Annotated in this window: 17 protein-coding genes; 5 read left to right on the forward strand and 12 right to left on the reverse strand. The window is 52.1% G+C overall.

The window, feature by feature from the left end; all coding sequences use genetic code 11:
- Nucleotides 1-3 precede the first annotated feature (3 nt).
- From WHR59_RS02955 to WHR59_RS02970, 4 genes are all read left to right on the forward strand, one after another.
- A complete protein-coding gene (locus tag WHR59_RS02955; protein WP_003828585.1) occupies nt 4-399 on the forward strand; it encodes an enamine/imine deaminase in 396 nt (131 codons plus the stop codon).
- A gap of 87 nt (nt 400-486) precedes the next feature.
- Nucleotides 487-1,851, forward strand: coding sequence for an L-serine ammonia-lyase (gene tdcG / locus WHR59_RS02960; protein ID WP_043017749.1), 1,365 nt, complete (start codon nt 487-489; stop codon nt 1,849-1,851).
- Between the two features lie 381 nt (nt 1,852-2,232).
- Entirely contained in the window at nt 2,233-3,564 is a 1,332-nt protein-coding gene (locus tag WHR59_RS02965) for an amino acid permease (RefSeq protein ID WP_087052410.1), read from the forward strand.
- Nucleotides 3,565-3,588: 24 nt separating this feature from the next.
- The gene (locus WHR59_RS02970; protein WP_338843566.1) at nt 3,589-4,899 is read left to right on the forward strand and encodes a serine dehydratase subunit alpha family protein; all 1,311 of its coding nucleotides are present in this window, start codon (nt 3,589-3,591) and stop codon (nt 4,897-4,899) included.
- A 54-nt stretch (nt 4,900-4,953) separates the two neighbouring features.
- Here WHR59_RS02970 and WHR59_RS02975 read toward each other — a convergent pair whose 3' ends face one another.
- Both WHR59_RS02975 and WHR59_RS02980 read right to left on the reverse strand, forming a co-directional pair.
- On the reverse strand, nt 4,954-5,103 hold the full coding sequence (locus WHR59_RS02975) for a hypothetical protein (protein WP_286518701.1): 150 nt from the start codon (nt 5,101-5,103) through the stop codon (nt 4,954-4,956).
- Nucleotides 5,104-5,129: 26 nt separating this feature from the next.
- On the reverse strand, nt 5,130-5,831 hold the full coding sequence (locus tag WHR59_RS02980) for a pirin family protein (RefSeq protein ID WP_043017746.1): 702 nt from the start codon (nt 5,829-5,831) through the stop codon (nt 5,130-5,132).
- A gap of 104 nt (nt 5,832-5,935) precedes the next feature.
- On the opposite strand from WHR59_RS02980, the gene yhaJ reads away from it, so the two are divergent.
- Entirely contained in the window at nt 5,936-6,832 is an 897-nt protein-coding gene (gene yhaJ, locus WHR59_RS02985; RefSeq protein ID WP_003024855.1) for a DNA-binding transcriptional regulator YhaJ, read from the forward strand.
- 108 nt (nt 6,833-6,940) lie between these two features.
- Here yhaJ and WHR59_RS02990 read toward each other — a convergent pair whose 3' ends face one another.
- The 10 genes from WHR59_RS02990 to exuR all read right to left on the reverse strand — a co-directional run bounded on the left by WHR59_RS02990 (nt 6,941) and on the right by exuR (nt 12,785).
- Nucleotides 6,941-7,306, reverse strand: a complete 366-nt coding sequence (locus tag WHR59_RS02990; RefSeq protein ID WP_043017744.1) for a DUF805 domain-containing protein — start codon at nt 7,304-7,306, stop codon at nt 6,941-6,943.
- Between the two features lie 125 nt (nt 7,307-7,431).
- Entirely contained in the window at nt 7,432-8,418 is a 987-nt protein-coding gene (gene yqjG / locus WHR59_RS02995; RefSeq protein WP_172862419.1) for a glutathionyl-hydroquinone reductase YqjG, read from the reverse strand.
- A 72-nt stretch (nt 8,419-8,490) separates the two neighbouring features.
- Nucleotides 8,491-8,883 carry a DoxX family protein gene (locus WHR59_RS03000; protein WP_047408436.1) on the reverse strand — a complete coding sequence of 131 codons (393 nt, stop codon included), beginning with the start codon at nt 8,881-8,883 and terminating at the stop codon, nt 8,491-8,493.
- Nucleotides 8,884-9,058: 175 nt separating this feature from the next.
- On the reverse strand, nt 9,059-9,358 hold the full coding sequence (locus tag WHR59_RS03005) for a YqjK-like family protein (RefSeq protein WP_003024845.1): 300 nt from the start codon (nt 9,356-9,358) through the stop codon (nt 9,059-9,061).
- Nucleotides 9,358-9,753 (reverse strand): phage holin family protein, encoded by a 396-nt coding sequence (locus WHR59_RS03010; RefSeq protein WP_043017741.1) that lies wholly within the window; start codon nt 9,751-9,753, stop codon nt 9,358-9,360. Before WHR59_RS03010 ends, WHR59_RS03005 begins: the two co-directional genes overlap by 1 nt.
- Nucleotides 9,754-9,755: 2 nt before the next feature.
- Nucleotides 9,756-10,061: a DUF883 family protein gene (locus tag WHR59_RS03015; RefSeq protein WP_003024832.1), complete on the reverse strand. Its 306-nt coding sequence runs from the start codon at nt 10,059-10,061 to the stop codon at nt 9,756-9,758.
- 33 nt (nt 10,062-10,094) lie between these two features.
- Entirely contained in the window at nt 10,095-10,463 is a 369-nt protein-coding gene (locus WHR59_RS03020) for a DUF1090 domain-containing protein (RefSeq protein ID WP_043017740.1), read from the reverse strand.
- Nucleotides 10,464-10,610: 147 nt separating this feature from the next.
- Entirely contained in the window at nt 10,611-10,994 is a 384-nt protein-coding gene (gene mzrA, locus WHR59_RS03025) for an EnvZ/OmpR regulon moderator MzrA (protein ID WP_043017739.1), read from the reverse strand.
- Between the two features lie 3 nt (nt 10,995-10,997).
- Entirely contained in the window at nt 10,998-11,660 is a 663-nt protein-coding gene (yqjA, locus tag WHR59_RS03030; RefSeq protein WP_003024820.1) for a DedA family general envelope maintenance protein YqjA, read from the reverse strand.
- Nucleotides 11,661-12,008: 348 nt separating this feature from the next.
- Nucleotides 12,009-12,785 (reverse strand): transcriptional regulator ExuR, encoded by a 777-nt coding sequence (exuR, locus tag WHR59_RS03035; protein ID WP_006687952.1) that lies wholly within the window; start codon nt 12,783-12,785, stop codon nt 12,009-12,011.
- Nucleotides 12,786-12,816: the final 31 nt, after the last annotated feature.

Raw genomic sequence — 12,816 nt, forward strand, 5'->3', positions numbered from 1 at the left:
ACTATGAGAAAAGTTATTGCAACCGAATGTGCGCCAGGGGCCATCGGGCCTTACGTACAGGGTGTGGATCTGGGCAGTATGGTGTTGACGTCAGGTCAAATCCCGGTATGTCCACAGACCGGTGAAGTGGCAGAAAACGTGGCCGATCAGGCGCGTCAAAGCCTGGAAAACGTGAAAGCGATCGTCGAGTCCGCAGGTTTGAAAGTGAGCGATATCGTGAAGACGACCGTTTTCGTATCCGACCTGAACGATTTCGCCACCATTAACCAGGTGTACCAGCAGTTCTTTGATGAGCATAAGGCAATTTACCCTACGCGCAGCTGCGTACAGGTCGCCCGCTTACCCAAGGATGTGAAGCTCGAGATTGAAGCCATCGCCGTACGTGGCGACACGCTGTAATCCCTTGCGGGGCGATCGCAGGATCGCCCTGATCCTTAATGAGTGTGAAACCTGGTCTTCACTGAACGGCAATCCGAGGGTGTGGATATGATTAGCGCATTCGATATTTTTAAGATTGGCATTGGACCTTCCAGCTCCCATACCGTGGGGCCAATGAACGCTGGTAAAAGCTTTATCGATCTGTTGGTCAGCAGCGGAGAACTTCCCAGAACCACGCATATTGTGGTCGATCTTTACGGCTCGCTCTCCCTGACCGGAAAAGGTCATGCGACAGATGTCGCCATCATAATGGGACTGGCCGGAAACAGTCCGCAAAACGTTAATATAGATTCAATCGCTGGCTTTATTCAGGAATTGGCCCGTACCGGACGTTTACCGGTTGCAGAGGGCACGCATGTTGTCGATTTCACTCCAGATAAAAATATTCTCTTTCATAGCGAAACGCTGCCGCGCCATGAAAATGGCATGCGTATCACCGCGTGGAACGGCACCGAGACGCTGCTAAGCAAAACCTATTACTCCGTCGGCGGTGGTTTTATCGTTGAAGAGGAACAATTTGGTCAGGCGCATGATGTTGAAGCACACGTGCCCTACAATTTTCATTCCGCCAGCGAACTGCTGAAACTGTGTGAGCGCAACGGGCTGTCTGTTTCAGGCCTGATGATGCAAAACGAACTGGCGATGCGCAGCAAAGAAGAAATTGATGCTGGCTTTGCCGCCATCTGGGACGTCATGCACGCCGGGATCGAGCGCGGTATGAACACCGAAGGCGTCCTGCCGGGCCCGCTTAACGTTCCGCGTCGCGCCGTGGCATTACGTCGGTTGCTGGTTTCCAGTGATAATTTGTCCAGCGACCCGATGAACGTGATTGACTGGATCAACATGTTCGCGCTGGCCGTGAGCGAAGAAAATGCCGCCGGTTGCCGGGTTGTCACGGCACCGACCAACGGCGCATGTGGGATTATCCCTGCTGTCCTGGCCTATTACGACAAGTTCCGTCGTCCGGTGAATGCGAACTCCATTGCCCGCTATTTGCTGGCCGCGGGGGCGATAGGCGCGCTGTATAAGATGAACGCCTCTATTTCTGGTGCTGAGGTGGGCTGTCAGGGTGAGATTGGCGTGGCCTGTTCAATGGCGGCAGCCGGGCTGACAGAGTTGCTTGGCGGTAGCCCGTCGCAGGTTTGTATTGCGGCTGAAATCGCCATGGAGCATAACCTGGGGCTGACCTGCGACCCGGTCGCCGGACAGGTGCAAATACCGTGCATTGAGCGTAATGCGATCAACGCGGTAAAAGCCGTCAACGCCGCGCGTATGGCGCTACGTCGGACGTCAGAGCCACGCGTGTCGCTCGATAAGGTGATCGAGACCATGTATGAAACAGGCAAAGATATGAACGACAAATACCGTGAAACGTCACGCGGTGGCCTGGCGATTAAGGTGGTTTGTACCTGAGGTTAAAAGCCGAGCCTGATGGCGCCCAGCTTTCAGGCCTATGGTTTGCGCGCGTTTGTAGGCCGGATAAGGCGCAAGCGCCGCCATCCGGCCATGAATGAATTAATCAACATAGCAGAATAAAAAGGTGCACTTTAGTGCACCTTTTTTGTTGTGATCGGCTTCAAAATTAGAAATTAAATTCTTTATGTGAGTTTAAAAGAGAAATTATTTCTTAACTTTTAGAAATTACAGGGGTTTGTTTGTGAAGTTTTTCTCTGACCCTGCGCGTATGATTTCCTCATTACTCCAATAGCTCGCCTGCACCTTAGTACTGCGTATCGCATTGAGGCAGTACGAAAAAAATATAAAAACCTCTACCTACACATTGAGCGGGAAATTATGGAAACAACAACAAATAACAGCGTAATACTCGACGCGTCTGCTCCGGCTCGCCGGGCGGGAATGACCGAAAGTGAATGGCGCGAAGCCATTAAATTCGATAGCACGGACACCGGCTGGGTCATTATGAGTATCGGTATGGCAATTGGCGCGGGGATTGTTTTTCTTCCTGTCCAGGTAGGGCTGATGGGGCTGTGGGTGTTCTTGCTCTCCTCTATCATCGGCTACCCAGCCATGTATCTGTTCCAGCGGCTGTTTATTAATACGCTGGCTGAGTCCCCAGAGTGTAAAGACTATCCGAGCGTGATCAGCGGCTATCTGGGTAAGAACTGGGGCATCCTGTTAGGTGCGTTGTATTTTGTGATGCTGGTTATCTGGATGTTTGTTTATTCCACCGCCATTACCAACGATAGCGCCTCCTACCTGCACACTTTTGGCGTTACTGAAGGTTTGCTGTCCGACAGCCCGTTTTATGGACTGGTGCTGATTTGCATCCTGGTTGCCCTCTCGTCACGCGGTGAACAAATGCTGTTTAAAATCTCCACTGGCATGGTACTGACCAAGCTACTGGTGGTTGCAGCGCTTGGCGTATCAATGGTGGGGATGTGGCATCTGCATAACGCAGGTTCACTGCCGCCGATGGCGTTGCTGATCAAAAATGCGATCATCACGCTGCCGTTCACGCTGACCTCGATTCTGTTTATTCAGACCTTAAGCCCGATGGTTATCTCATACCGTTCTCGCAATAAATCCATTGAAGTGGCGCGCCATAAAGCCCTGCGTGCTATGAACATTGCGTTCGGTATCCTGTTTGTTACCGTCTTTTTCTACGCCGTTTCCTTCACGCTGGCGATGGGCCATGACGAAGCGGTTAAAGCCTACGAGCAGAACATTTCCGCTCTGGCGATTGCCGCGCAGTTTATCAACGGTGCGGGTGCGGGCTGGGTGAAAATTGTTAGCGTTATTCTGAACATTTTCGCCGTTATGACCGCTTTCTTCGGCGTTTACTTAGGTTTCCGTGAAGCCACTCAGGGGATCGTGATGAACATTCTGCGTCGTAAAATGCCAGCAGAGAAAATCAATGAGACCCTGGTTCAGCGCGGCATTATGGTTTTCGCCATCCTGTTGGCGTGGAGCGCAATTGTGCTGAATGCACCGGTACTGAGCTTCACCTCTATTTGTAGCCCTATTTTCGGCATGGTGGGTTGTCTGATCCCGGCCTGGCTGGTTTACAAAGTTCCTGCACTGCACAAATACAAAGGCGCTTCCCTGTATCTGATTATTATCACGGGCCTGCTGCTGTGCATTTCTCCGTTCCTGGCATTTTCCTGAGATATCTGAGCAAAGGTTGTTGTTATGTTTGAGACTACATTGAATCCATTATGGGATAGTTTTATCCGCGCGGTGCAGGAAGAAGTTAAGCCTGCGCTGGGTTGTACGGAACCTATCTCTCTGGCTCTGGCGGCAGCGGTCGCAGCCGCTGAGCTGGGCGGCGCGGTTGAACGCATTGATGCGTGGGTCTCACCGAACCTGATGAAAAACGGCATGGGCGTTACCGTGCCGGGTACCGGAATGGTCGGGTTGCCTGTCGCGGCAGCGCTGGGTGCGCTGGGTGGAAATGCCCGCGCCGGTTTAGAGGTACTGAAAGACGCGTCGCCACAAGCGATCGCCGATGCGAAAGCGATGCTGACCGCAGGGAAGGTTGCTGTGATGCTGCAGGAGCCTTGCGAGGATATCCTCTTTTCCCGCGCGAAGGTTTACGGCACTGAAGGATGGGCGTGCGTAACGATTGTGGGCGGTCATACCAACATTGTGCGCATCGAGACCAATAAAGGCGTGGTGTTCACCACAGAACAGAACGCTGAGGAAGAGGAGCAGGAGTCACCGCTGGCGGTACTGTCTCACACGTCGCTGGAAGAGATTCTGGCGTTCGTGAACGCGGTACCGTTTGAGTCAATCCGCTTCATTCTCGATGCGGCAAAACTGAACGGTGCACTGTCTCAGGAAGGGCTGCGCGGTAACTGGGGCTTGCACATCGGAACCACGCTTGAGAAGCAATGTGCGCGTGGCCTGCTGGCGAACGATCTCTCCACCTCTATTCTGATCCGTACTAGCGCGGCATCGGATGCGCGAATGGGCGGGGCGACGCTGCCGGCCATGAGCAACTCCGGCTCCGGTAATCAGGGGATTACCGCCACCGTTCCGGTCATGGTGGTGGCCGAGCACTTTGGCGCGGATGAAGAGAAACTGGCGCGTGCGCTGATGTTGTCTCACCTGAGTGCTATCTACATCCATCATCAGCTCCCGCGTTTGTCTGCACTGTGTGCGGCAACCACGGCGGCGATGGGCGCCGCGGCGGGGATGGCATGGATCGTTGATGGTCGCTACAACACTATCGCGATGGCGATCAGCAGCATGATTGGCGACGTAAGCGGGATGATTTGTGATGGCGCTTCGAACAGCTGTGCGATGAAAGTCTCAACCAGTGCATCTGCGGCGTGGAAAGCGGTGCTGATGGCGCTGGATGATACCGCTGTAACCGGCAATGAAGGGATTGTGGCGCATAACGTGGAGCAATCTATCAGTAACCTGTGCGCGCTGGCGTGTCGTTCTATGCAGGAAACCGACAAGCAGATCATTGAGATCATGGCCAGTAAAGCGCATTAATCTGTAGGCCGGGTAAGGCGCAGCCGCTACCCGGCATCAGCCTGAGCCGCCTTCTCAGGCGGCTTCTTCGTCTTCCAGCCGTAGCTCGGCATCGGCCACAATCGCTTCCAGCTCCGTCAGCATTTCTTCATAACCGAAGGTAACCGTTTCCTGCTTTTTAGGCTCAGTCTGCGGCTGGCGTTTTTTTGATGATTTCTTGCCCAATAGTCGTACTCCGTTGTTTTCCCTGACTATACGGGCAAATCTATCAGCAAAGCGCGCAGCGGGGTATCAGCGACTAACGTTATGTTAGTTTCGTCACGAATAAATGCGCCATCGCCGCAGGTGAGCGCTTCTTTTTCGGCGCCAGATGTTACCGCATGGAATCTGCCGTGAATCGACTGTAAGTAAGCCCGCGGCCCATGTAACTGAAAACTCAGCGATTCACCCTGTTGCAGTTCAACGTGGTGCACCCAAACCTGTTGGCGCAGATGCAGGCTGCCTTGCTCACCGTCTGGCGAGGCCAACAGCTGATGCTTACCGGCGCTCAACGTGGCTTTCTGTACGCAGGCGTTTTCGCGCTGCGGACAGGCGTCCAGCCAGAGCTGCATTCTGGTTAATGGTTTATCTTTGCTGATATTGTGTTCGCTGTAGCTGATTCCTGGCTGTGTCGCGAGCAGTAAAACTTCTCCCGCTTTGGCCTGAATATGGTTGCCTTCGCTGTCGCGGTACTCCGCTTCCCCTTCGAGGATCAGATTGACGATATCCACCTTCGGATAGGTCCGTGGCTGGAAAGAGGCCCCCGGTGCCAGAACTTCCTGGTTCAGAACACGCAGCGAGGCATAACCCAGCAGTTTAGGATCAAAATAGTGTCCAAAGGAGAAGGTATAACGGGCCTGCAGCCAGCCGTAGTCTGCTTGCCCGCATTGTTTGGCTGTACGGGTAGTAATCATAGTTCTTGACCTCTCTTTACTTCCTTTTATGTTAAATGGCTAGACGCTGCATTGTTAGCCAGATATTCTGCCCGGTATGTTCAAATTTCCTGAATGAGAACGAGATGGCCAAAGAAAGGGCTTTAACGCTTGAAGCGTTACGCGTCATGGACGCAATAGACCGACGCGGCAGCTTTGCCGCAGCGGCGGACGAACTGGGGCGTGTTCCTTCTGCGCTCAGCTATACCATGCAGAAGCTGGAGGAGGAGCTGGACGTGGTGCTGTTTGACCGTTCAGGTCATCGCACAAAATTCACCAACGTCGGGCGTATGCTGCTGGAGCGTGGGCGTGTACTGCTGGAAGCTGCGGATAAACTGACCACCGATGCCGAAGCATTGGCTCGCGGTTGGGAAACGCATCTGACCATCGTCACCGAAGCGCTGGTGCCGACGGCGGCATTTTTCCCGTTGATTGACAGGCTTGCCGGGAAGGCCAATACCCAGCTTTCCGTTATTACCGAAGTTCTGGCTGGGGCGTGGGAGCGTCTGGAGCAGGGGCGGGCGGATATCGTGATTGCGCCGGATATGCATTTTCGCTCATCCTCAGAAATCAACTCGCGTAAGCTATACTCGCTGATGAACGTCTATGTAGCGGCCCCGGATCATCCCATCCATCAGGAGCCGGAACCGTTATCGGAAGTCACCCGCGTGAAATACCGCGGGATCGCGGTGGCGGATACCGCCCGTGAACGTCCGGTGCTGACCGTCCAACTGCTGGATAAACAGCCGCGTCTGACGGTGAGTACGATAGAAGATAAACGCCAGGCGCTGTTGGCCGGTCTTGGCGTGGCGACGATGCCGTACCCGCTGGTGGAAGAGGATATTGCGGCTGGTCGGCTGCGGGTAGTTAGTCCGGAATCGACAAGCGAAATTGATATTATTATGGCCTGGCGTCGGGACAGCATGGGCGAGGCGAAATCCTGGTGTCTGCGAGAAATCCCCAAGCTGTTTGCAGGTAAATAGCTGGACTGTTACGCCGGATGTGGTGCTAAGCACCTTATCCGGCCTGGAAGACGGAGTATGTTGTAGGCCTGATAAGCGTAGCACCATCAGGCATCTACATATGCTACGTCAGGATAACTGTTTGGGATCGGGCCCAAAGCGGTTACTCCCCTGAGTCCCGTTTTGACAGTTGAAAATGATGATCACCAACCAGCCTACGATCGGGATCAGCAGCACCAGCAGCCACCAGGCTGAACGATCGGTGTCATGCAAACGCCGGAACTGCACTGCCCACCAGGGGATAAATACCAGAACCCCATAAATCGTCGTTAATATACCTTCTCCCCCGGCGCGCTCCCAGCCAAGCATTCTGTCCAGAATACCCAGCACGAACGTGAATATGATGTTGACCAACACAAACATCCAGTATTCTTTACGACGCGCGCGGCCACCAAAACCAAAGTAGTTCTTTAATACGTTTAAATACCAATCCATTTTTGCCTCGTTCTGCATTCAATTACTTGTTTTTAAAGCAATCAAATTAAGAATAGCCGTGAATGAAATGATGGTAAATATTTGTGGTATTAATTATTTGGCCCCCAGATGAGGGCCAGTGTAAATCATGCGAAACGCTCGTCACGCCCATGAGGTTCGCTTAGATCCTGCCACGGCCCAATAGAAATAATACCAGTCGGGTTAATGGTTTTGTGGCTACGGAAGTAGTGATTGCGGATGTGATCGAAATTGACGGTTTCCGCAATACCTGGCATCTGGTAGATATCGCGCAGGAAACCGTAAAGGTTCAGATAGTCGCTAATCCGGTGTTTGTCGCATTTGAAGTGGGTTACATACACGGGATCAAAACGCACCAGCGTGGTCCACAGGCGAATATCGGCCTCGGTTAACTGGTTGCCGGTCAGGTAGCGATGTTGTCCAAGGATTTGTTCCAGTCTCGCCAGCGATTGGAAGACTTTTTCCACTGCGTCGTCGTAGGCTTCCTGACTGGTGGCAAATCCGGCTTTATACACGCCGTTATTGACGTTGTCATAAATCCAGCCGTTCAGCTCATCGATTTTGCTTTGCAAGGCTGGTGGATAGTAATCCCCGGCTTTCGCGCCCAGCGCATCAAACGCAGTATTAAACATGCGGATGATTTCTGCAGATTCATTGCTGACAATGGTGTGGTTCTTTTTATCCCACAGCACCGGAACGGTCACCCGTCCGCTGTAGTGAGGATCGGCGTGTAAATAGAGCTGATAAAGAAAGTCGTGCTGATACAGGGTATCACCGGTTGCCGCCGGGAAGTTATCGTCAAAGGTCCAGCCGTTTTCCAGCATCAACGGATGTACTACGGAAACGGAAATGAACGGTTCCAGCCCTTTAAGTTTTCGCAAAATCAGCGTGCGATGCGCCCACGGACAGGCCAGCGAAACGTACAGATGATAGCGATCTTTTTCGGCAGCAAAGCCAGCCTCACCGGTTGGGCCAGGCGCGCCATCCGCGGTGAGCCAGTTACGGAAAGCCGATGCAGAACGTTGAAATTTTCCCCCGGTTGATTTGGTATCGTACCAGGTGTCATGCCAGACGCCGTCAATCAGTTGTCCCATGATTTTCGCCTCCTCAGATAGCAAAAGCGAGGAGATATCTCCTCGCTTTTTGATGTGTTCAGTATAGTTTGCTTACCACTTTTTATTCAGTACACGGTCGATGCTGAAGGCGCCCGGACCGGTGATAGCCAGCAGCAGGAAACCGCCTGCGATAGTCAGGTTTTTCATGAACATCAAAGAGTTCACACCTTCCGCAAAGTTGCTGTGGAAGAGGAACGCTGTCAGCAACGTGAAGCCTGCGGTGAACAGCGCGGTCGTACGGGTCAGGAAACCGAACAGAATTGCCAGACCGCCGCCAAACTCAAGCAGAATCACCAGCGGTAGCATAAATCCTGGGACGCCCATGGCTTCCATGTACTGTTGGGTACCCGCATATCCGGTGATTTTTCCCCAACCTGCGGAAATAAACAGGATTGGCATCAGAATGCGCGCTACCAGTACACCAACATCTTCTAATTTCTTCATCATACTCTCCAGGAAACCACTCAGGCGGCTTATTGTGTTTTTTTGTGCATCGGCGCTGCAGAGCGCGTCGTTGCTGTCGATGGAGAGAATCATAAACGTGCTTAGTGACAATTGTTAGCAAGGAAAACTGTCAATATTTTTCAAAAATTTTGAGGTTAGGGGGGAAAGAGGGGTTTTAGCCACGCAGTTGCTGCTGTCTGATGGTGGATTTAACCAGACGCCAGATGCTCCAGACGCTAAAACCGCGTTTGGCCCAGCGTACCAGCAGATTTGGGTTACGAATGGTGCGAACCGCCATAATGCTGCTCCCGACTAACACCCAGCCACGCAGGTTCAACAGCGTTTTCCAGCCACGATCGTAAACTTCGGTGGCTTCCAGCCAGTCGCGGCGAGTGGCAGACAGATCCAGCCGTTGCTGCTGGATCTGTCCAAGCAGTTGCGCCTTACGTTGTTGACGTTCGACTTTACTGCTCATTATGCATCATCCTCCAGGGCACGCCTGTCGTTAGCGAGCTCATTGCGCGTATGGCGCAGCAGCGTTGTTTTACGTGCCTTACGCAGCGTCCATAGCCCGCCGATAAGCGCTAAAAGCAACAGCACAACGGTGGTGGCAATCATGGCGTTCAGACGATATTGTGGATCTATAGCCCAGATGATAAGCACCATCAGGCTCATCAGTCCAAACGCCGCGAACAGCATGGTAAGCCCAAGCATCAGCAGGATCTGGATGAGATTGGATTTTTCCTCTTCCAGCTCAACGACGGCCAGCCGCAACCGCGTCTCTACGATCTCAACGAGAATCGTCAGGATCCGCTGTCCAATACCCAGTACGCCTTTGCCTGGACCTTGTGCGTGTTGAGAATCTGCCATTATTAACGGCGCGACAGCAGTACACCAAGCACCACACCGACTGCAGCGCCAATGCCGACGCCTGTCCATGGGTTTTCGCGCACGTAGTTATCGGCTTTAGCCGCTGCCTCACGGGTCTGTTTGGCAATCACATCGCTGGTTTCGCTCAGGCGATGGCGGCTCTCGCGCAAAGCGTGTTCGGCTTTGCTGCGAATTTTACTCATCTCTTCCTTCGACTTATCGCCAGAGGAGCTAAGTACTTCTTCAAGCGTATCCGCAAGAGATTTCAGCTCAGCGCGCAGGTTTTCCGTAGCATTATCTTTCGACATAGTTTTCTCCAGTTGAGTGGCTAGTTACCGTACTTAGTAATCGCGGGTCTCGAGTTCTTTCAGCTCTTTCTGAGCTTCAGCAAGCTTGTGCTCGCGCTTTGCTATCTTATCCGCATCGCCTTTTTGCTTCGCCTCGGCCAAATCACGTTGACGCTCGGCTATCTCGTCTTTCTGCTCAGCAATTTTTTTCTGATGGTCGGCGCGCAGTTTGCTGTCAGTACAGTTAGCCCTAACTTCGCTGAGTGCTTTGTTCAGGCCATTGATGCGGTTTTGATTGTTGTGCTTTTCGGCATAGCTAATCTCCCGCTGAATATCCTGTTCTTTTTCCTGACAGAGGGTGGAGGCGTAACTGCCGGCACTGAGAGCGAAAAGACTAATTGCTAAAGCGATGCGGTATTTCATTCTTGAACCTTCCATTGTGATTCGACCTGGTGGCTAAGGCCGATGCTCCAGAGTAATAAAGCGTTGAGTCATAAACCCAGTTTATTAATCATAGGCGTTAAATGATGAAATCACCAAAGTGAGTGATCTAATTCAGAATCCTGGAGATTAACCAAAACGGTGCGGGTTATCACGTAAGCGGGATAACCACTGTACCGCCTGATTATCATCATCCTGCTGGGCAATAACGAAACCATGCGGTAACGTTCGGTCCAGCACGACCTTTGCGGCTGCGCTCTGCGCGCTGGAATCAAAGGTGATTAGCAGCGCGTCATTTTGCGGAGTAATGCTTTTAAAGCGAATACCGTTGGCGTCCAGGTGATGCCAGATAGAGAAGCCATCAGGCATGGTGGCTCCCTGATTTACTGCACGAATGGCAAGCGTTGACTCCTGCTGGCGGATGACCGACCAGGTCAGGAGCAGCGCGCCAATAAAAAGCATAAAGGTAGTGGTCCAGGCAAGTCGTCGGAGCGTTATGCGTGATTTCAGCATAATTTACCCTCGGTTCCCGTATTTCTTTTTCCAAAGCACAACCAGTGAACCTGCCAGACCAAACACCAGTAACACCACGGGAAGCAGCATCAGGCAAGACATCAGCTGATCTTCATATTTGAGAAACACTGGCGTTTTGCCCAGCAGATAGCCAAGCGTTGTGAGAATCAGAACCCAAAGCAGTCCGCTCATCCAGTTAAAGAACTGAAAGCGCGCATTGTTCAGGCCGGACAATCCTGCGATGGTCGGCAGTAGTGTTCTGACAAACGCGATAAAGCGACCGACCAGCAGCGCAGACAAGCCATGCTTATGGAACAGATGATGCGCACGCTGATGATAATGCGCTGGCAGATGGGACAGCCAGTTTTGTACGGTGCGGGTATTTCCCAGCCATCGCCCCTGGATATAGCTGAGCCAGCAACCGAGGCTGGCTGCGGTGGTAAGCAGCAGTACTGTTTGCGGGAAACCCATCGCGCCTTTGGCGATAAGTACGCCGACCAGTACCAGAAGACTGTCGCCAGGTAAAAAGGCTGCTGGCAGCAGTCCGTTTTCCAGAAACAAAATGGTAAATAGTACGAAATAGAGCATGCCAATCATGGAAGGATTGGCCAGCGTTTCAAAATCCTGAGCCCATAAAGCATTCAGTAATTGAGTCAGTAGTTCCATTCAATATTCCTGGAGAATCGGTTGTCGTCATGCCGGTTTTCTGGAGTTTGTAACGCCGCAATTTAATTGGTGTTTTTTACATGGATCGCGGTCTGACACAAATTCACGGCCTGAACTATTCCCTGTAAAGTTGTGAAGTAAGCAAGCTCTCAAACACAAAAATTCAAATAACAACTAATTGTAACAAAGGTCAACGTTGTCCGTTATAGAAATTACGGTTGTTGAACTGTGATTTTGCTTATCGCAATGGAGGGAGGCGAGAGGATTTACACAGGCTGACACTTTATACCTAACGCTTACCAAGCGTCAGAAACAGGCGCTTTGTCGCGCCTGCATCGCTTAGATTGTTTATTTTGCGCCGTTAGCCGCCGTATCGAGATGAACAACGGGATTTTCAGTAAAAAGATAACGGTCAGCATTGAACTCAAAATCATCGCTGGTTTCGTTAAACAGCATCTGTTTGGTGTTCTCAAGGTGCTGCCACATTGCCAGTTTGGCGGCATGGGGATCTTTGCGAATCAGCGCCCGCAGGATCTGGTCATGGTCGTCACACCAGTTATCTACCGTACGCAGGTCGATGTGGTCGTGTAGTTTCTTCCAGTAGGGGTTGTGAATACGTTGAGTCCACATTTTTTCAACAATCGCGGCCAGAGCAGAGTTCTGCGTTGCCAGCGCGACCTGCACATGGAACTGGAGATCCCACTCGGAGTCACGAAAGCTTTTTTCGTTACGCGACTTCTCCTGAATTTCCATCAGCTTCATGATGTCCTGTTTGGTCACCTGAGTGGCGGCAAACTCGGCAATGTTGCTCTCAATCAACTGGCGAGCCTGGAGCAGCTCAAAAGGACCGTAGCTGGCGAACTCCAGATTTTCATCTGGCGCGACATAATGTTTAGGTTGGTTTGAAATGACGTGGATCCCCGATCCTTTACGCACTTCAACGTAGCCCTCAACCTCGAGCATGATGATCGCTTCACGAACCACGGTGCGGCTGACATTTTTTTCATCGGCGATAAAGCGCTCGGCGGGGAGTTTATCACCCACCAGGTAGACGCCCTGCTCAATGCGTTCTTTCAGATCAGCGGCAAGTTGTTGGTACAAACGTCGTGGTTCGGTGATTTCCATATGCGCTCCAGGCATGATACGGCAGACTATA

It is taken from the genome of Citrobacter europaeus (assembly GCF_037482245.1).
In the GTDB taxonomy this organism is placed as follows: domain Bacteria; phylum Pseudomonadota; class Gammaproteobacteria; order Enterobacterales; family Enterobacteriaceae; genus Citrobacter; species Citrobacter europaeus.

Coding starts and splice junctions, on each gene's coding strand:
- WHR59_RS02955 (WP_003828585.1), top strand. CDS start 4: ATGAGAAAAGTTATTGCAACCGAATGTGCGCCAGGGGCCATCGGGCCT.
- tdcG (WP_043017749.1), top strand. CDS start 487: ATGATTAGCGCATTCGATATTTTTAAGATTGGCATTGGACCTTCCAGC.
- WHR59_RS02965 (WP_087052410.1), top strand. CDS start 2,233: ATGGAAACAACAACAAATAACAGCGTAATACTCGACGCGTCTGCTCCG.
- WHR59_RS02970 (WP_338843566.1), top strand. CDS start 3,589: ATGTTTGAGACTACATTGAATCCATTATGGGATAGTTTTATCCGCGCG.
- WHR59_RS02980 (WP_043017746.1), bottom strand. CDS start 5,831: ATGATTACTACCCGTACAGCCAAACAATGCGGGCAAGCAGACTACGGC.
- yhaJ (WP_003024855.1), top strand. CDS start 5,936: ATGGCCAAAGAAAGGGCTTTAACGCTTGAAGCGTTACGCGTCATGGAC.
- WHR59_RS02990 (WP_043017744.1), bottom strand. CDS start 7,306: ATGGATTGGTATTTAAACGTATTAAAGAACTACTTTGGTTTTGGTGGC.
- yqjG (WP_172862419.1), bottom strand. CDS start 8,418: ATGGGACAACTGATTGACGGCGTCTGGCATGACACCTGGTACGATACC.
- WHR59_RS03000 (WP_047408436.1), bottom strand. CDS start 8,883: ATGAAGAAATTAGAAGATGTTGGTGTACTGGTAGCGCGCATTCTGATG.
- WHR59_RS03005 (WP_003024845.1), bottom strand. CDS start 9,358: ATGAGCAGTAAAGTCGAACGTCAACAACGTAAGGCGCAACTGCTTGGA.
- WHR59_RS03010 (WP_043017741.1), bottom strand. CDS start 9,753: ATGGCAGATTCTCAACACGCACAAGGTCCAGGCAAAGGCGTACTGGGT.
- WHR59_RS03015 (WP_003024832.1), bottom strand. CDS start 10,061: ATGTCGAAAGATAATGCTACGGAAAACCTGCGCGCTGAGCTGAAATCT.
- WHR59_RS03020 (WP_043017740.1), bottom strand. CDS start 10,463: ATGAAATACCGCATCGCTTTAGCAATTAGTCTTTTCGCTCTCAGTGCC.
- mzrA (WP_043017739.1), bottom strand. CDS start 10,994: ATGCTGAAATCACGCATAACGCTCCGACGACTTGCCTGGACCACTACC.
- yqjA (WP_003024820.1), bottom strand. CDS start 11,660: ATGGAACTACTGACTCAATTACTGAATGCTTTATGGGCTCAGGATTTT.
- exuR (WP_006687952.1), bottom strand. CDS start 12,785: ATGGAAATCACCGAACCACGACGTTTGTACCAACAACTTGCCGCTGAT.